The organism is Clostridium lundense DSM 17049 (genome assembly GCF_000619945.1).
Taxonomy (GTDB): Bacteria; Bacillota; Clostridia; order Clostridiales; family Clostridiaceae; genus Clostridium_AO; species Clostridium_AO lundense.
Map to the genome: position 1 here is coordinate 262,001 of NZ_JHVC01000001.1, position 18,289 is coordinate 280,289.

An 18,289-nucleotide genomic window follows, 5' to 3' on the forward strand; every position below is an offset into this window, starting at 1 on the left:
AAAAGTTTTATTGTATTAAGTAAAACCTTCATATTTTCTTTATAATATTTAGATAATATGTAATAGGGAATAATTATATTATGTGAGGTGATATTATGGGAAATATATTGATTATAGAGGATGAAGAAAAAGTAGCTGCTGTTTTAAAGGCTTATTTAGAAAAGGAAGGATATAAAGTTTGGTGTACTACAAAAGGATTACAAGGATTAGAACTTTTTAAAAAAGAAGATTTTAATTTAGTTATATTAGATTTAATGTTACCTGATATTGATGGCGAAGAAGTATGCAAAAGAATTCGAAATATTTCAGATGTATATATATTTATGTTTACCGCAAAAGGTGATTTAAGTAATAGAATTGAAGGACTAGAAATAGGTGCAGATGAATATTTAGTAAAACCTTTTAGTCCTAGAGAACTTACGGTTCGTGTTAATGCACTATTTAGGAGGATTAAAGGAGAAAGTTCTTCCATGCTATCTTTTGATAATGATAATTTACAAATATTTAAAGAGGAAAGAATAGTAAAAGTTAAAGGTGAAGAGGTATATTTAACTCCAAATGAATTTGCAATTCTGTATACCTTAGCCTTAAATAAGGGAAAGGTTTTTACTAGAGAAATGCTTATAGAAGGGGCTTTTGATATGGACTTTGAAGGCTTTGATAGAACTATTGATGTGCATATAAAAAATATTAGAAAAAAGATTGAAGAAGATAGTAAAAATCCAAAGTATATATTAACTGTAACTAGAGTAGGGTATAAATTTGGTGGTGATATTTAATGCAAAGCATAAGAAAAAAGATATTAATGTTTATACTTTTTTCAGCGCTGTCCTCGTTGATTCTATCAGCATTATTTGTAAATATAACAATTAATAATACATTTAAAAGGTATATGGAAGGGGTTCAACAAAAAAGAGATACTAGAATAGTGCAATATTTTCAGCAAGTTTATAAAAGGGATGGAAAGTGGAAAAGCAATTCAGGAGAAGAATTGATGCATGAAGCTTATATGAGTAACTATTGTATAACCTTAATGGATAAAAACAAAGATGTAATTTGGAGTATGAATCCATATAAAATTCAAGCAACAATGCATATGGAGAATATGATGGGAAGCAATAAGGGAATATACACTACAAAGACTTATGAAATAAAGAATGAAGATAAAATAGTAGGTTATGTATCTCTAGGACAATATTCTTCGCTGCTTCTATCAGAAGAAGATGTAAAATTTAAATCAGAAATTAATAAAAGTATTTTACTTAGCATAATATTTACCATCTTAATTACAATTATCATAAGTGTATATTTATCTAAGGAATTTTCTAGACCCATAAAAAAGGTTTCAGATGTATCAGTGGAATTGTCCAAAGGAAACTATAATGTAAATTATAATGGGCATAGCAATATAGTGGAAATAAGAAATTTAGAAGATAGTATAAATGATTTAAGAGAAAAACTAAAAAAACAAGAAGTTTTAAGAAAAAGATTAGTTTCAGATATTTCGCATGAAATAAGGACACCATTAAATGTACTACAAAACAATTTGGAGGCTATGGTAGACGGAATTTTTCCTATAAACAATGAAAATTTAAATTCTCTCAATGATGAAGTTATAAGATTTGGAAAATTATTAGATAATTTAAATGTGCTAAAGGGATTTGAAGAAGAAGGATTAGCCTTAAATATGGAAAAGATTTCACTAAATGGCGTAATTGCTTCTGTTATTAATGATTTTACAGTTACTGTAGAAGATAAAGGGCTAAAAATATATTTTAATGAAGGTAATGGAAAAAACTATTATATTTTAGGTGATGAGAATAAATTAAAACAAGTATTTATAAATTTGATTTCTAATTCTATGAAATTTGCAAAAGACGGAGGAAGTATCTGGGTTAATATTAAGGAAAATAAAAAACATATAATAGTAGAGGTTATTGATAATGGTATAGGAATAAAAAAAGAAGATTTACCTTTTATATTTGAGAGGCTTTATAGAGGAGATAAAAGTAGACACGAAAGAGAAGGTAGCGGTATAGGGTTAACTATAGTAAAGAAAATAATAACTTTGCACTCAGCATCTATTAATGTGGAAAGTCAGTGGGAAAGAGGAACCAAAATTATTATTATATTTAAAAAGTTAAATTAATATAGCTATATTATTATAGTACAAAATAAAAAATAGAAAAAAGTTTTAAATTTTAGTTGAAATTTATTATCAATAGGAATATAATAAAAATATAGCCCCCTACACCTGGGGGGTATATAGGAGGGCAACTTATGAATGAAGAGAAGAAAAAAGCATTACAACTTTTAAAAACATCTAAAGGTCAAATTGAGGGCATAATAAAAATGATAGAAGACGGAAGGTATTGTATAGATATATCTAATCAAATAATATCAGCACAAGCTTTATTAAAGAAATCTAACATGCTAATACTTAAACAGCATTTAAATCATTGCGTAAAAGATGCTTTTCTTCATGATTCTGGGGAAGAAAAGGTAGACGAAGTAATGAGTGTATTACAAAAACTTATAGATAAATAGGAGAGATATATAGCATGAAGAATATATTTAAGAAATTTATAAAAAAATTAGCGGATGAAAATAGTAAAACTTTTTCTGGAAACGGAAAATTAGATTGTTGTAGTTTAAATAGGGATAGTAATCCCAAAAAGAACAAAGACTCAAAAAAATAGAGTACTACTTAAGGTATTATAATACTAAGGAGGGATAGAATGAAAAATCAAATTTTAAATATAGAGGGAATGACCTGTGCTGCTTGTGCTAAGGCAGTAGAAAGAACTTCAAAAAGGGTTGATGGAGTTATTGAAGCTAATGTAAATTTTGCCTCAGAGAAGTTAAGTTTAACTTATGATGAGACAAAAGTTAAATTAGAAGATGTTCAAAAATCTATAGAAAAAGCTGGTTATAAGGCTTTAGTAGAATCCACAACTAAAACTTTAAGTATAGAAGGAATGACTTGTGCAGCTTGTGCTAAGGCTGTTGAAAGAGTTTGCAAAAGATTAGATGGAGTTATTGAGGCTAACGTAAATTTTGCATCTGAAAAATTAAACATAACTTTTGAACCTGCGAAAATTAGACTAATAGAAATAAAAAATGCAGTAGAAAAGTCAGGATATAAATTAGTGGAAGAAAGTACTGTAGATTTACACAAAGAAAAGAAGGAAGAAGAGAGAAAACTCTTGTGGAAAAAGTTCGTGGTTTCAGCTATATTTACTGTTCCACTACTTTATATATCTATGGGACATATGTTGGGGTTCCCAATACCTAGTATACTTCACCCAACAATGCATCCTAAAAATTTTGCTGTAATTCAATTTTTATTGGTTTTACCTGTTGTGATAATCGGAAATAAGTTTTACAAGATAGGATTTAAGGCGCTATTAAGGAAAGAGCCCAATATGGATTCTTTAATAGCTATTGGTACCTTAGCAGCATTTTTATATGGGATGTTTGCCATATATAAAATATTTGCAGGAGAAGTGCAATATGCTAATAATTTATATTTTGAATCGGCCGGAGTTATTTTAACTCTTATTACTTTAGGAAAATATTTAGAAACTGTTACTAAAGGAAAGACTTCAGAAGCAATAAAAAAGCTAATGGGCTTAGCACCTAAGACTGCTAGAATATTAAAAGAAGATAATGAAGTAGAAATTCCTATAGATGAAGTAGAAGTTCAGGACATAATTATTGTAAAGCCAGGAGAAAGGCTTCCTGTAGATGGAATTGTTATGGAAGGAATTACTTCTATAGATGAATCTATGCTTACGGGAGAAAGTATCCCTGTAGAAAAGAATATAGGAGATAAAGTCATTGGTGGAAGTATAAATAAAAATGGATTTATAAAGTACAAGGCTACTAGAGTAGGGAAAGATACAGCTCTTGCCCAAATAATTAAATTAGTAGAAGAAGCTCAGGGAAGTAAAGCACCTATTGCCAAAATGGCGGATATAATAGCGGGGTATTTTGTTCCTGTAGTAATAACTTTAGCTTTATTAGCAGCTATAGGTTGGAAAATTTATGGAGAAAGTAATGTATTTGCTTTAACTATATTTATATCTGTATTAGTAATAGCTTGTCCATGTGCTTTAGGTCTAGCAACACCTACAGCAATAATGGTAGGTACAGGAAAAGGAGCAGAATATGGAGTTCTTATAAAGAGTGGTGAAGCATTAGAAACTGCTCATAGAATAGAAACAGTAGTCTTTGATAAAACTGGTACTATAACTGAAGGAAAACCAAAAGTTACGGATATAATAACTAGTGAAGGTATTAGTGAGGAATATTTATTACAAATAGCTGCCAGTGGAGAAAAGGGTTCAGAACATCCATTAGGGGAGGCTATTGTAAAGCAGGGAGAAGAAAAAGAATTAGAATTTAAGATGGTAGAAAAGTTTGAGGCTATACCAGGACAGGGTATAAAAGCCTTCATAGAAGAAAAAAAAGTTTTATTAGGAAATAAAAAACTTATGAGTGAAAACAATATAGATTTAAAGGAGTTTGGTGAAATATCAAATAGATTAGCAGAAGAAGGAAAAACTCCTATGTATGTAGCACTTGAAGATAAATTAGCTGGAATAATAGCTGTGGCAGATACAGTAAAAGAAAATAGTAAAAATGCCATAGAAAAGCTTCATAAAATGGGTATAGAAGTAGTTATGATTACTGGAGATAATAAAAGAACTGCTGAAGCTATAGGAAGACAAGTAGGAATAGATAGAGTACTTGCTGAGGTTTTACCAGAAGACAAGGCAAAGGAAGTTAAAAAACTTCAAAGTGAAGGGAAAAAAGTTGCTATGGTAGGAGATGGTATAAATGATGCACCAGCTCTTGCTCAAGCAGATGTTGGAATTGCTATAGGATCTGGAACAGATGTAGCTATGGAATCTGCAGATATAGTTTTAATGAAAAGTGACTTAATGGATGTAGGCACTGCAATACAGTTAAGTAAAAAAACTATAAGGAATATAAAAGAAAATTTATTTTGGGCTTTTGGATACAATACTATAGGAATACCAGTAGCTATGGGATTTTTACACATTTTTGGAGGACCGCTTTTAAATCCTATGATTGGAGCAGCAGCTATGAGCTTTAGTTCTGTTTCAGTGCTTTTAAATGCATTAAGGTTAAAGACCTTTAGACCAAACTAAAAAAATAAATAATAAATAATAAAGATCAAATAATAAGTAAGAAATAATAAAAATTGGAGGAATAAATTATGAAAAAGAAAATATCTATTGAAGGAATGAGTTGTATGCATTGTGTAAAGCATGTAAAGGAGGCTTTAGAAGAAATAGGAGGAAAGAATATAGATGTTAATTTAAGTTCAAAAGTAGCAGTAGCTGAATTTGATGAAAATGTAACTGATAATAAAATAAAAGATGTAATTAAAGATTATGGATACAAAGTAATGAATATAGAAGAGTAATAATAAAAAGCTAGTCCTTAGGGATTAGCTTTTTTATTATTTGCAATAATTAAATTGAAATATTTTTAGGGTGTGATAAAATATGTAATGTGGTAATTTTTGAACTGATTGGAGAGAAATTCATGGCAAAAGAGCGATTAAAGGAATTAGACATAATAAGAGCAATAGCTTTTATATTTGTAGTTGATCAACACATTCTAGGGGGATATTCCTATATTAAGGAATTACCTAAGGATCAATATTTAATTTTAAAGATGTTTTATATAGTAGCCAAGCCTGCTGTACCTATATTTCTTACTATAAGCGCTATATCATTATTTTATGTTTATTATGATAACTTTAATGCCAAAAAGTATTATATAAAAAGAGCAAAATACATATTAATACCATATATTATTTGGTCTGCTATAAATATGTATAAGTTGGGAAATAGGGATGGCTTTAATGATTTTATATGGCAGGTTTTATCTGGGAACGGAGGATTTCATCTTTGGTATATGGGAATGATATTGAGATTATATATTTGTTTTCCTATAATTTTATATATAGGAAAGAGAATATATAATAGTAATAAGGTTTTAAGAATTATAGTATTTATAAGCACTTTTCCAGCTTATTATATGTTAAGCAAATATCAATATGTTATATCTCAGAATGCAGGAAAATTTATATTTAATAATCCTACAGAATTGCAGCAAAAGTTTGTCAATGTATCTTCGATATTTTGGATATTATATTTTATATTGGGAATTTATATTGCATTAAACTATAAAACTTTTAAAAATATTATTATGAAATTTAAATGGGTAGTTATAGCAGCTTATTTGCCTTTGTTAGTGTATACTTATATGAATGAAATTGAGGCTGTAAAATTTATAAGAAGCGTGTACATATTGTTTACTATAGTTACTATTTTAGTTGTATATATTATAGCTATTTATTTGGCAAACTTTAAAAGCCTATATAATAAATTTAAGTTTATAGGGGATTATTCTTTTGCAGGTTATATGGCACATATTATAGTTTTAAATTGGTTTGCTAATAACTTACAATTTTATTTTGGAATAAAAAATCACCTCATATTAGGTGTTTTAGTATGGATTTTAACATCAATAACAACACCAATAATAATGAGCTTCTTAAATTGTTTTCCATATTCCCAGTATGTTATAGGAGCTAAAAATAATATCATTAAAGATATAAATAATAAAAAAAGAATACAAAATACTGATAAGAAAATAATAGGTTATAATTTATAATAATAAAAGAGCATGTAGTCCAACATATTTATTTGGTGCTACATGTTTTTTTATATGCAAAAACTAAATTGTGGCAGAAAATCTACAAACACTTTAACACTTTAGTAGAAAAATGTAATATTTAATGAATAAAATAATTTTATTAAAATTGTTTTGGAAAAATGTTGAAATATAGTAATAAATGTTGTAATATTATATATATATTACTTAGAAGGGATGGGGTGTAATAAATGGATTCAAAAACAGTAAAAGTTAAAAAAAGTAACAACGGCAGCATCAAAAACAAATTAATAGTAGCATTTACCTCGCTAATATTAGTTTGTATACTAACCTTAACAATTATAATATCAATAGTGACGGTAAATAATATAAAGGATACTTATATGAATTCCATAGATTTAAGTATTTCCCAAGGAGAAGAAGAAATTAACACATATATAAGTTCTATAGAAGAAAATATAAATATGCTAAGTAAAATGCCTGTAATTATCAGTAAAGATTTTGATAATAGTTTACCAACGTATTTTGATTCAAAAGAAGATAGTAAAAATGCAGTTAAAAATAAAAACTATGAGAATGAGGTTTTTAATTATTTAGAAAACTTTACGAAAAGTCATAGTTCTACACAATCTATATTTATAGGTGTGGAAAGTAATGGAGGGTATGTACAGTATCCTAGGGTAAACATAAAAAAAGGGTATGATCCAAGAACAAGAGAATGGTATAAAACTGGTAAGAGTAATTCTGATAAAGTAAATGTTACTGACATGTATCAAATGACCAACGGGGATACAGTTATAAGCTTTATAAAGGCCATGAAAGATAATGGAAGAATAAAAGGTGTAATTGGTTATGATATGAATTTAACTAAACTTTCAGATATGGTTAAGTCTATGAAGATTGGTAAGAATGGATATATGATTATAACTGATAAAAATGGAAATATATTAGCTCATCCAAAAGATAAGACTTTATTAAGTAAGAATATAAAAGAAGAAAATTCGGAAAATTTCGGAGATATAAATAAATCAATAGGAAAAACATTTGAAATTAAACATTCTGATGGGAAAAATTATATAGTTAAGGTGCAAAGGTTTACAAATGAGGATATAGGCTGGAATTGTATAATTTTTATAGATAAAAGTGAAATATATGTTCTTGCAAAAAGCATATTAATAATAAACATAGTGTTAACGATTATATTTATAGCATTAAGTATAATGGTATCTATGTATATGGCTAGAAAAATCTCTGAACCTATTAGTTATATATCTAATCATGTTCAGATTTTAGGTCAGGGTGATTTTTCTCGGGAAATAGATGAAGGACATTTACAGCATAATGATGAAATAGGAAAAGCTATGCAGTCGGCAAAAAGCATGCAACATTCTATTAGGGATATTATTAGTAATGTAAAAGACAAGTCCACATATATAGATGAATACTCTAGCACGTTATCTAAATTTGTAGAGGAAATGTCAAGTTCTTCTAAGGAAATATCAATGGCTATTGCACAAATTGCAAAAGGAGCGAGTTCCCAATCACAAGAATTAGTAGATATAGTTCAGATATTACATGAATTTAGTGGAGATATAGAAAATGTTTTAGGTGATGTATCCCACGTTTACAATAATTCTCAGAGTATAGATGGTTTAGTTAAAAGTGGTAGTAGTAATATGAATTCATTAATTAATTCCGTAGATATTACTAATGAATCTTTTAAAGAATTTATTCATGGATTTGAGAAACTTATTTCTAGTATGGAACAAATAAGCAATATTACTAATCTAATAAATGATATAGCAGAACAAACAAATTTATTAGCTTTAAATGCAGCTATTGAAGCAGCTAGAGCAGGAGAGGCTGGAAAAGGATTTGCTGTAGTTGCTGATGAAATAAGAGACCTTGCAGAACAAACAAAGATTTCATCAAAAGATATTGATAAACTTGTAGGTGATATATTCCAGGATGCCAGCATTATTGATAATAATAAAGATCATATGTATAAGGAACTGGAAAATGAAAAAGCTGTTATTAATATATCAACCAATTCATTTAATGATATAATTCAGGCTATAGAGGATATATTACCTAAGATAGAAAAAATAACAGAATCTATAGAAGATATAGATAATAGTAAAACTAGTATACTTAATAAGTTAGAAAATATATCTTCAGTTTCAGAAGAAGTTTGTGCTTCTACAGAAGAAATAACTTCTTCTACAGAGCAGATGAGTAGCTTTTCAAATAAGGTGTCTTCAGAGGCTAATACATTAAGCGAAACTGCAAAAGAAATGATGGATGGTGTAAATAAATTTAAATTGTAATTAAGTTATAAATTTAGTCTTAGCTTAACTTGTAAATAAACTAAGACTAAATTTTTTTATTAATGGCTTAAGGGGTAGGACTGCAACAACTAGGGGTAGAACTATTAGGAACTACTATATCCCCAGGTTTTAAGTTTTCTGTAGAATTGATATCATCTACTACTTTTATATATCCTCTTATCATACCCATCCAGCAACTAAAATTAATGTCCTTATTATTAGGAGTAAATTCTATAACATTTTCTCCACTTTCTAATTTCTTTTGGATATCAAGTGAAGAAAATATAATTTCATTATTGCAATAATTTAGGCTCTTTCCGTCTATTATCAATTTTACTGGAGTATTTTTTTGAACATAAAGCACATTAGGAGTATATCCTCTAGAATCAGCAGTAATATTTATAATTTGTACACCATCTTTAATTATTGGCTTAGTTATATTTAAATTTTTATCTTTATTATTTGATAGTAGTTTTGAAGATGATACCAATTCTAAAGGATTATTAAATCCCATAAGAGCAAGTCCTCTATTACCCATAATTAAACCTAGAAATATGATCAAAATTCCACTATATCTTAGCAAATTTTTTGTATATTTTTTGCTCAATAAACCAGATAAAGTTCCAAAACTAAACATAAGAGGTACTGTACCTAAAGAAAAAATAAACATGGATAAGGCGCCTTTAAAGGCACTTCCAGTACTAAGAGCATAAATTTGCAGTGTTTGTAGTGGTCCACAAGGCATAAAACCATTTAATATACCCACTAAAAAAGGAGAAGAAAACTTTCTTTTTAAAGAACAACTATTCCAGGGAAGCTTAATATAGAACTTTTTAAATAAATTAAATCCTGCTAGATTAAATCCCATTATTATCATAAATATTGCTGCAATAATTTGAATAATTGCCTTAGAAAATAGTGAAAGAGAAAAAAGAGAACCTAAAGCACCTATAGCTCCACCTAGTACGGTATAAGATAGTACCCTTCCTAGATTATATAATATAGCAGGTTTTATAGCTTCAAGCTTAGTACTTTTTTCTTTAACTATACTTTGAGAAAGCATTATTCCTCCACACATACCAACACAATGAATGGATGTAAGCAGCCCTATTACAAATAGTGCAAAGTAGGAAGCATTATTTAAACTAGTTTCCATATTAAAACCATTGGTAGATTTAGATAAGTTCCATATTATAAAACCTATAATTAAAATTCCTATAATATTTTTATTACCAGGCTCTGTTAAATGATAGCCTGCTTTTTCTATGGCAGATTTTATTTTATTTATATTGCAAACACGATCATCATAATGAATTTCCACTATACCATCTTTAAAATTTGCTTTAACCCATATAATTCCTGGTAGAGTATTTATATCTTTTTCTATTCTTTTTTCACAAGAATTGCAGGTCATATTATAAACTTTAAGTCTAACCTTTTTTATTTCCATGAAATAACCTCCTTATTATGTTTATTAAGAAGATTATATTTGAAATTTATAAAGATATTATGAAGGCAAAATTACATATTTACGAGGTAAAAAAACGTAGAATTTAGTTGAAAAATGTTATATTAACGTATATAATTTATTGAGTTAATATAAAATGATTACTTTTAGTAATATTAGGGGGCATAATGTATGGAAGGAATTTTATTTTTAGTTATTGGAGCTTTAAAAATAACATTGCTAGATATTGTATTAAGTGGAGATAACATAGGGGTTATAGCTTTGGCTACAAAGGATCTTCCAGAGAAATTTGCAAAAAGAGCAGCAGTAATTGGGGTTAGTGCAGCCATAATTTTGAGAATAATTTTTGCATCTTGTGTTACTTTGATTTTAAATATACAGTGGTTACCTATAAAACTAATAGGAGGATTACTGCTTATAAAGATTACTTGGGATTTTATAAAAGGAGAAGACGAAGAAGAAGATGTAAAGGTAGAAAGTAAATTTTGGGGAGCGGTATGGAGTATTATTATAGCAGATATTACTATGAGTTTAGATAATGTATTAGCTATAGCAGGTACTGCCGAAGGGAACATACCTTTAATAATTTTTGGATTAGCTTTAAATATTCCTATTATTTTCTTTGGAAGTCGATATGTTGCAAAAATTATGAATAAATATCCTATAGCTATTTATATAGGAGGAGGAATACTCGCTCACACTGCATTTAAAATGTTATTAGAAGATAGATTAATAATACATAAAATACCACACAGCTTTTTAATAGCTTTCCCTTATGCAATGGCGCTTCTTACATTGGCATATGGATTATATATTACAAGAAATAGTAAAGACTTAATATCATAAAATAAGAGCCTCACTTCTTAGTGAGGCTCTTATTTTTGAATAATAAATACTCCTTTAACAGAAAATAAATAAAAATATCTAAAGGAGGTAAGATTTGTGTTAGAAAAGATGGTGAATAGTGTTCTAAATAATCTTTCTGATGAAATGATGATTAATATACTTACTAAGGATTATCCAGAAAATTTTTTTGTAATGGCTACAGCAGCGGAAAAAATAGGTGTTAATGCTATTGTGGAGGCTTGCATTAGAGGAGAGAGTGGGAAAGTCCTTCAAAGAACTTATGGAAGTCCCAATGTACAATCTCAGTGGAATAAATTATTTTTAAATGGAAGGCAATTATTTAACTTGCCTGTAGAAAAGTTAGATAGTATAAGTACAGAAGTGATTATTGGAAAGAAGTGTATAAAACCATTAGTAATATCTATGCCTGTAATGATAACGGGAATGTCTTATGGTGGATCTTTAAGTTTAGAGACAAAGACTGCTTTAGCGAGGGGAGCTTCTATAGCCGGCACAGCTACAAATACAGGAGAATCTGGTGTTTGTGCAGAAGAAAGAGAAGCAGCGAAACTTTTAATAGGACAATATAATAGGGGAGGATGGCTTAGAAGCAAAGAAGATTTAGGTAAACTAGATGCTATAGAAATACAAATGGGGCAAGGAGCTTGGGGAGGTGCTGTGCCTACTAATATACCAGCTAATGAAATAGGGGAACATTTAAGAAATACATGGCATTTAAATTCCAATGAAGATGCAAAAAAAGGATCTAGGATGGAAGGAATCGATTCTTTAGAAGACCTAATAAATTTAGTTAACAATTTGAAAAGTGAATATGGAGTACCTGTTGGAATAAAAATTGCAGCTACTCATTTTATTGAAAAGGAATTAGATGTAATAACAAGTACAGAAGCAGATTTCATTGTAATAGATGGTGCGGAAGGAGGAACTGCAAGTGCTCCGCCTACCCTAGAGGATGATATGGGGTTGCCGACTTTATTTGCTTTATCTAGAGCTGTTAATTATTTAGAAGGAAAGGAAATAAAGGATAAGTATGATTTAATAGTAGCAGGAGGGCTAAAGACACCAGGAGAATTTTTAAAAGCAGCAGCTCTTGGTGCAAAGGCAGTTTATATAGGATCTATAGCTGTTATAGCTACCATTCAAAGTCAGATTATTAAAACTCTTACCTATGAAAGTACCCCACAGTTAGTTTTATATGGAGGAAAACTAACAAAAGAATTGGATGTAGATAAAGGTGCTCAAACTTTATCAAACTTTTTAAATTCCTGTAAGGAGGAAATGAAGCTAGCTCTTTCCGCTATGGGAAAAACAAGTGTAGATCAATTAGCTAAAGAAGATTTAGTTTGTGTAGATAAGGAATTAAGTAGTGTTTTGAAAATAGGATATGCTGGGGATGCTTGTGAGTAATTAAAAAGGTTGCAAAGCAACCTTTTTTTAAAGAAACATTACAAATTTCACCATAAGATAGTAGTGACATAAGCTCCCTAACATTACAAATATGTGAAAAATTTCATGAAAACCAAAAAGCTTTGAGTTAATTTTTGGCCATTTTAGTGCATATATTATACCTCCTACAGTATAAAAGATCCCTCCTATTAAAAGCCATACAAATCCTTTTATGGATATGGCTTTAATTATTGGAACAATAAAAAATACAACTAGCCAGCCCATAATAATATAAAATAAAGTTGATAATACTCTTGGACAGTTAAACCAAAACATTTTAAACATAACTCCAGTAAAAGCTAAAATCCATACTATAGTGAAAAGAGTAATTCCTAAGGTTCCTTTTAATGCTAGCAGGCATATAGGAGTATATGTGCCAGCAATCAATATATATATCATAGAGTGATCAATTCTTCTTAATATGTTTATTACCTTTTGGGATACCCTAGCTATATGATAAGTAGAGCTGGCAGAGTATAGAAGTATAAGACTAATACCAAAGATTGAAAAAGCTATTATTGCCCAAGAGCTGTCTTTGTATATTGACAACTTCAATAATAAAACTAGTCCAATGAAAGATAAGAAAGCACCTATGAGATGAGTAAAACCGCTTATCGGATCTCTAAATTTTTTTAACAATTCAAAAAGCCCCCTTGTATTATTATTTTACCATTATAGTATTTACACAATAATAGAAATTTATAAATATATCTATGTAACTTTATGTGGTTTTGAAAACTACATGTCATGATATTATAATACGCTTATTGAATAAAAAAATCAATATCTGTATTACATTTTTATTGAATTAAGGTTTTTTTTACTATAGAATGTATTTGAGGTGAATTTAATGGAATATAATAAACAAGACATAAGTAAGTTGTTTAATGAAATAATTAGTAGTAAAGAAATATCTTTAGAGGAAATTCCATGTATAGATTTATATATGGATCAAGTTACCACATTTTTTGAGGATAAGCTTTTAGATTGTAAAAGAAATTCAGAGGATAAAATACTTACTAAAACAATGATTAATAACTATACTAAGGGAAAAATACTTATGCCTGCTAAAAAGAAAAAGTATACTATAGAACATATGATACTTTTAATATTAATATATAATTTAAAACAAGTACTATCCATAAACGATATAAATGCTCTTCTAAGTCCAATTTTTAATGAAAAAGTTGAGTCTATAAAGGAAGACATACATATAGATGAAATATATAAATCTTTTTTAAATATTAAAACTAAGGAAAATGAAGAGTTAAAAAATGATTTTAATCATATTGTTGAGAATATTGAAGATGAATTTAAAAATTTTCAAGAAGAAAAAAAAGACACAATAAAGTTACTTACTACTGTTTTAATATTAAGTAATAGAGCAAATATTTATAAAAGGATGGCTGAAAAACTAATAGATAATTATTTAAAAGATTAATATTAGGGGAAAAAATGAATTTTTAAAGGGGGAATTTATATGATATATATAGTAAGGGAGAAAATATTTTCTATAGGGGATAAGTTTACTATTAAAAATTCTAATGGAGAAGATGTGTTTCAAGTAACAAGTAAAGTGTTGACTATTGGAGATAAACTTAGAATTTTAGATATGCAGGGAAGGGAACATATTTATATAGAACAAAAACTTTTAAAGTTTTTACCACAGTATAATATATTTCAGGGGGATAATTTAATAGCAGGGGTGAAAAAGAAGTTAACATTTTTCAATCATAAATTTGTAATTGAAAGTGTTATAGGAGATTATGAAATAGAAGGAAATGTATTAGCTCATGATTTTTCTATAATTAAAAATGGTCATCAGGTAGCTAGGATTAAAAAAGCATGGCTATCTTTAGCTGATTGCTATGAAGTAGATATAGAATCTTTTGAAAATCCAGCTTTTATATTAGCTTTAGTTATTGTTTTAGATCAAGTTATATATGATGATAAAAATAACAATAATAATAGATAACTATTGATGTTTAATTAATAAAAATAGGAAGCTTTTGCTTCCTATTTTTAACTTAATTCATTTAATTTATCTTTTCTATTTTGCTGTTTCTCTTTCATATTTTGTAGTTGTTCGTTACTCATATGATCTGAATTGTGTTCTATATACCCTTCAGTAAATGCCATATTTTTAACTAAATTTTCTCGTTCATCTGTAGGGCCGCCATCGTCATATATTATTTTATCTTTTAGAGTTTCTATATTTTCTTGTCTAGTATTTAGTAATTCTTTTGCACTTTCTAATCTAGAAGGAGAAGAAATATCTGAATGCTGTTCTAGATGTCTTTCTGTTCTTGTATTTTTTTCTACTAGGTTTATTAATTCATCTATCCTATTTTCTTTTTCAATTGCATTACAAGATTTTTTTTCTCTATCATCCATCTTAAAGCTCCTCCTAACTAATTTAAGATAATAAAATTTTTAATTTACGTACATTTTTATCATGCCCACTAAGAGTTTTTAAATGCTATAAACATTATGGCAAAATAACATGACTTTAGTCATACTACTTTAATGACTTTTTTTACTATTTTAATGACAAAGTTATTTATATAATTTAATTACAAGATTAATTACTTAGGGGTGATATTTAATGAAGGGAAAGTATACTCTTGGAATTATATTTATATTATTTGGAGTAGCAATATTGTTGCAGCAATTAAACATTATGGATGTGCATAATATTATGTCCACTTGGTGGCCATTAATAATTATTGCAATTGGTGTAAGTAAATTATTAGATAGTCAGGGAAATTATACGTGGCCTATGGTATGGATAGCAGTAGGATTTTTAATGCAATTAAGGAAACTGGATATATTAGATGTAAGTATAACCAAATTTTTCTGGCCTATATTGTTTATAATCATCGGAGTTAATATGCTTTTCTCTAAAGGAAAAAAAAAATTATATGATAAAGGAATGAGAGAAGTACAAGATGATACAATTGACTATTTTTGTGTATTTTCTGCATTAGAAAATAGAAATTTATCAAAAAATTTTAGAGGTGGAAATGTTCTAACTTTATTTGGAGGTGCAACTATAGATTTAAGAGGAGCTGAAATTGCACCAGAAGGAGCAATGGTGGATTTAACTACTGCATTTGGTGGTATTGATTTAATAGTACCAGAACATTGGAAAGTAGTAGTAACAGGTATACCTATATTTGGAGGATGGAGCAATAAAACGAGAATGGAACAAATGCCAGAAGAACAAGAATTATTTTCAGGAAGGCCTATTTTAAAAATTAAATGTATAGCTGCCTTTGGAGGAATTGATATTAAAAATTATATTTAGTAATAAAAAATAAGTCTATAGATAAAAACTATGGGCTTATTTTTTATTTTATATAATTTTTGAGATATTTATATTAAAATTAAGCATTTAATATAAAATTAGATAAATTTATATTAAAAATGTGGTAAATGCATGAAAAACGTATTAAATATATGAAAATCACTTGAAAAACACTAAAAATTACAGTAAAGATATTGTGATAAATTTAAATAAATATAGTAGAATCTATTAATAAAACCAGTTATTTCAGTTATTAACAAGGGAGAGGTGGAGGAAGTGAATTTAAAAAAAATCAAACTAGGAAATAGACTTATTTTAGGTTTTGGAACAATGATAGTGCTTATTATCATTATATCGTTGGTATCAGTTTTGAGACTAAATGAATTGAATATGAACTTTGCTGAAATAGGGAATGTAAGTAATAAAAAAGTTGAATTAGCTAATGCAATGAGAGGAGATATAAATAAAGCAAGGACAAGCCTTAGAAATATATTGGTTAGTAATGATGTTAATTATATGGCTCAACAACAAAAAATTTATAATGAAAGTGTTGAAAGTTATAATGAAGATGAGAGGGAACTGGAGAAGATCTTAAATACAGAGAAGGGAAGAGAACTATTTAAAGCAATAAAAGAAAAAGAAGTAACAGCTAAACCTATTTTTGAGGAAACCTTGAAAAAAGGGATGAATGCAAACATTTCAAATAAGGAAATGGAAAAAATGTTACTTGATTTAAGTAAACCAGAAGAGGAATGGATTAATAGTATTCAAGCTATAATAGATTTTCAAAATCAGCATTGCGATGAAGAAGTAAATAATTCTGAAATTGCAGCTCAAAAGTCTAAAAAATTAGTATTAATTATAACTTTTGTTGTTATAGCATTAGGATTTATTTTTGCAATATTAATAAAAAGAAGTATTACAGAACAAATGGAAGAGCTATCAAAGGCTGCTGGTAAAATGGCAGAAGGAGATTTTAATTTTAATTTAGAGGTTTATACAAAAGATGAGATTGGGGAAACTATTGAAGCATTAAATAACGCTGTAATTACTATAAGAAATCTAGTAACTCAAGTTAAAAATGAAAGCGATAACTTAATTGATAGTGTAAATAAAAGTGGAGATATGTTTTCTATAGTAAATTCACAAGTAGAACAGGTATCTGCTGCTACAGAAGAAATATCCGCAAGTATGGAAGAGTGCTCGGCATCTGTGGAAGAAGTAGCTTCTATGGCAGCTACTGTTAAAGAAGATGTGGAAAACACAGCGAAAAAAGCTCAGGAAGGATTACAATTAGCTTTAAATATACAGCAAAATGCGGATAGCGTAAATAGTGATACTTCCAAATCTAAAGAAAACGTAGAAAATATTTATAGAGAATCAAAATATAAATTAGAGAAAGCTATAAAGGATGTAATAGTGGTAGAGAATATATCTCAAATGGCTGATAGCATATTAGGTATAGCAGAACAAACTAATTTACTTGCATTAAATGCAGCTATAGAAGCAGCACGTGCAGGAGAGCATGGAAAGGGTTTTGTAGTCGTAGCAGAGGAAGTAAGAAAGCTAGCAGAACAGTCTTCTCAGGCAGTATCTAATATACAACAAAATGTAAAACAAGTATTCCAAGCTGTAAAGGAACTTGCAAATTCTTCTGAATATGTGTTAGATGTGCTTGAAAAAGAGGTATTAAAAGATTATGAAAAACTTATTAATGTAAGTTGTCAATATAAAAATGATGGAGATACAGTAAAAGATATAATAGAAAATTTCACACAGCTTTCAGAAAATATAGCTTCATCTATAGATCAGATAGCTAGAAGTATGGAAGATGTAGCAACCTCAGTAACAGAGGTAGCGAGATCTTCTGAGGAAATAGCTGAAAATGTTGGGGAAGTAAATGAGAAAAATGGCATGATTTTAGATGAAAATAATAATAACTCTAAAACTGCAGATAATTTAAAAACACTTATGCAAAAATTTAATGTTGGTTAATTAAATAAGATATAGAAACAAAAAGGAGAGACTATAAAAAAGCTTCTCCTTTTTAGTTTGTTGACTAATTGGTTTTTATGTTAAATCTATGTTAAATTGGGTTAAAAATCATTTATTTCTGTTAAAAATAATGTAATATAAAGTTGTAAACATAACAAATGTAAC

Annotated in this window: 16 protein-coding genes and 1 pseudogene; 14 read left to right on the top strand and 3 right to left on the bottom strand. The window is 28.3% G+C overall.

What is annotated here, in order from left to right; translation table 11 throughout:
- The first annotated feature begins 95 nt into the window (after positions 1 to 95).
- From T514_RS0101210 to T514_RS0101245, 8 genes are all read left to right on the top strand, one after another.
- Positions 96 to 779: a response regulator transcription factor gene (locus tag T514_RS0101210; RefSeq protein WP_027623099.1), complete on the top strand. Its 684-nt coding sequence runs from the start codon at positions 96 to 98 to the stop codon at positions 777 to 779.
- Positions 779 to 2,149 (top strand): HAMP domain-containing sensor histidine kinase, encoded by a 1,371-nt coding sequence (locus tag T514_RS0101215; RefSeq protein ID WP_027623100.1) that lies wholly within the window; start codon positions 779 to 781, stop codon positions 2,147 to 2,149. Before T514_RS0101210 ends, T514_RS0101215 begins: the two co-directional genes overlap by 1 nt.
- Positions 2,150 to 2,280: 131 nt before the next feature.
- Positions 2,281 to 2,547 (top strand): metal-sensing transcriptional repressor, encoded by a 267-nt coding sequence (locus T514_RS0101220; RefSeq protein WP_027623101.1) that lies wholly within the window; start codon positions 2,281 to 2,283, stop codon positions 2,545 to 2,547.
- 14 nt (positions 2,548 to 2,561) lie between these two features.
- Positions 2,562 to 2,699: an LDCC motif putative metal-binding protein gene (locus T514_RS26880; protein ID WP_169735790.1), complete on the top strand. Its 138-nt coding sequence runs from the start codon at positions 2,562 to 2,564 to the stop codon at positions 2,697 to 2,699.
- 39 nt (positions 2,700 to 2,738) lie between these two features.
- The gene (locus T514_RS0101230) at positions 2,739 to 5,177 is read left to right on the top strand and encodes a heavy metal translocating P-type ATPase (RefSeq protein ID WP_027623102.1); all 2,439 of its coding nucleotides are present in this window, start codon (positions 2,739 to 2,741) and stop codon (positions 5,175 to 5,177) included.
- 68 nt (positions 5,178 to 5,245) lie between these two features.
- Positions 5,246 to 5,455, top strand: a complete 210-nt coding sequence (locus T514_RS0101235; protein WP_027623103.1) for a heavy-metal-associated domain-containing protein — start codon at positions 5,246 to 5,248, stop codon at positions 5,453 to 5,455.
- Between the two features lie 122 nt (positions 5,456 to 5,577).
- A complete protein-coding gene (locus tag T514_RS23635; protein ID WP_051541689.1) occupies positions 5,578 to 6,714 on the top strand; it encodes an acyltransferase in 1,137 nt (378 codons plus the stop codon).
- 230 nt (positions 6,715 to 6,944) lie between these two features.
- Complete coding sequence (locus T514_RS0101245; RefSeq protein WP_027623104.1) at positions 6,945 to 9,041, top strand: methyl-accepting chemotaxis protein; 2,097 nt, start codon at positions 6,945 to 6,947, stop codon at positions 9,039 to 9,041.
- An 85-nt stretch (positions 9,042 to 9,126) separates the two neighbouring features.
- On the opposite strand, the pseudogene T514_RS23640 reads toward T514_RS0101245, so the two are convergent.
- Positions 9,127 to 10,491 (bottom strand): annotated as a pseudogene (locus tag T514_RS23640) (urease accessory protein UreH domain-containing protein); the annotation flags it as partial.
- Between the two features lie 189 nt (positions 10,492 to 10,680).
- Between T514_RS23640 and T514_RS0101255 the strand changes: the two are divergent.
- Together T514_RS0101255 and T514_RS0101260 are read left to right on the top strand one after the other, a co-directional pair.
- On the top strand, positions 10,681 to 11,355 hold the full coding sequence (locus T514_RS0101255) for a TerC family protein (RefSeq protein ID WP_027623105.1): 675 nt from the start codon (positions 10,681 to 10,683) through the stop codon (positions 11,353 to 11,355).
- 96 nt (positions 11,356 to 11,451) lie between these two features.
- Positions 11,452 to 12,783, top strand: a complete 1,332-nt coding sequence (locus tag T514_RS0101260; protein ID WP_027623106.1) for an FMN-binding glutamate synthase family protein — start codon at positions 11,452 to 11,454, stop codon at positions 12,781 to 12,783.
- Positions 12,784 to 12,810: 27 nt separating this feature from the next.
- On the opposite strand, the gene trhA is transcribed toward T514_RS0101260, so the two are convergent.
- Positions 12,811 to 13,461, bottom strand: coding sequence for a PAQR family membrane homeostasis protein TrhA (gene trhA, locus T514_RS0101265; RefSeq protein ID WP_027623107.1), 651 nt, complete (start codon positions 13,459 to 13,461; stop codon positions 12,811 to 12,813).
- Positions 13,462 to 13,672: 211 nt separating this feature from the next.
- Here trhA and T514_RS0101270 point away from each other — a divergent pair, with 211 nt between their 5' ends.
- Entirely contained in the window at positions 13,673 to 14,263 is a 591-nt protein-coding gene (locus T514_RS0101270) for a DUF1836 domain-containing protein (protein WP_027623108.1), read from the top strand.
- Positions 14,264 to 14,302: 39 nt separating this feature from the next.
- Positions 14,303 to 14,797, top strand: coding sequence for an LURP-one-related/scramblase family protein (locus tag T514_RS0101275; protein ID WP_027623109.1), 495 nt, complete (start codon positions 14,303 to 14,305; stop codon positions 14,795 to 14,797).
- A gap of 47 nt (positions 14,798 to 14,844) precedes the next feature.
- Here the strand turns inward: T514_RS0101275 and T514_RS0101280 are convergent, their stop codons facing one another.
- A complete protein-coding gene (locus tag T514_RS0101280; RefSeq protein WP_027623110.1) occupies positions 14,845 to 15,216 on the bottom strand; it encodes a hypothetical protein in 372 nt (123 codons plus the stop codon).
- 211 nt (positions 15,217 to 15,427) lie between these two features.
- Between T514_RS0101280 and T514_RS0101285 the strand changes: the two genes are divergently transcribed.
- Both T514_RS0101285 and T514_RS0101290 read left to right on the top strand, forming a co-directional pair.
- Complete coding sequence (locus T514_RS0101285) at positions 15,428 to 16,129, top strand: LiaI-LiaF-like domain-containing protein (RefSeq protein ID WP_027623111.1); 702 nt, start codon at positions 15,428 to 15,430, stop codon at positions 16,127 to 16,129.
- A gap of 276 nt (positions 16,130 to 16,405) precedes the next feature.
- Positions 16,406 to 18,124: a methyl-accepting chemotaxis protein gene (locus tag T514_RS0101290; protein ID WP_027623112.1), complete on the top strand. Its 1,719-nt coding sequence runs from the start codon at positions 16,406 to 16,408 to the stop codon at positions 18,122 to 18,124.
- The last annotated feature ends 165 nt before the right edge of the window (positions 18,125 to 18,289 follow it).

Excerpts from the sequence above, each read along its gene's own strand:
- T514_RS0101210 (WP_027623099.1), top strand. The coding sequence starts at position 96 with ATGGGAAATATATTGATTATAGAGGATGAAGAAAAAGTAGCTGCTGTT.
- T514_RS0101215 (WP_027623100.1), top strand. The coding sequence starts at position 779 with ATGCAAAGCATAAGAAAAAAGATATTAATGTTTATACTTTTTTCAGCG.
- T514_RS0101220 (WP_027623101.1), top strand. The coding sequence starts at position 2,281 with ATGAATGAAGAGAAGAAAAAAGCATTACAACTTTTAAAAACATCTAAA.
- T514_RS26880 (WP_169735790.1), top strand. The coding sequence starts at position 2,562 with ATGAAGAATATATTTAAGAAATTTATAAAAAAATTAGCGGATGAAAAT.
- T514_RS0101230 (WP_027623102.1), top strand. The coding sequence starts at position 2,739 with ATGAAAAATCAAATTTTAAATATAGAGGGAATGACCTGTGCTGCTTGT.
- T514_RS0101235 (WP_027623103.1), top strand. The coding sequence starts at position 5,246 with ATGAAAAAGAAAATATCTATTGAAGGAATGAGTTGTATGCATTGTGTA.
- T514_RS23635 (WP_051541689.1), top strand. The coding sequence starts at position 5,578 with ATGGCAAAAGAGCGATTAAAGGAATTAGACATAATAAGAGCAATAGCT.
- T514_RS0101245 (WP_027623104.1), top strand. The coding sequence starts at position 6,945 with ATGGATTCAAAAACAGTAAAAGTTAAAAAAAGTAACAACGGCAGCATC.
- T514_RS0101255 (WP_027623105.1), top strand. The coding sequence starts at position 10,681 with ATGGAAGGAATTTTATTTTTAGTTATTGGAGCTTTAAAAATAACATTG.
- T514_RS0101270 (WP_027623108.1), top strand. The coding sequence starts at position 13,673 with ATGGAATATAATAAACAAGACATAAGTAAGTTGTTTAATGAAATAATT.
- T514_RS0101275 (WP_027623109.1), top strand. The coding sequence starts at position 14,303 with ATGATATATATAGTAAGGGAGAAAATATTTTCTATAGGGGATAAGTTT.
- T514_RS0101280 (WP_027623110.1), bottom strand. The coding sequence starts at position 15,216 with ATGGATGATAGAGAAAAAAAATCTTGTAATGCAATTGAAAAAGAAAAT.
- T514_RS0101285 (WP_027623111.1), top strand. The coding sequence starts at position 15,428 with ATGAAGGGAAAGTATACTCTTGGAATTATATTTATATTATTTGGAGTA.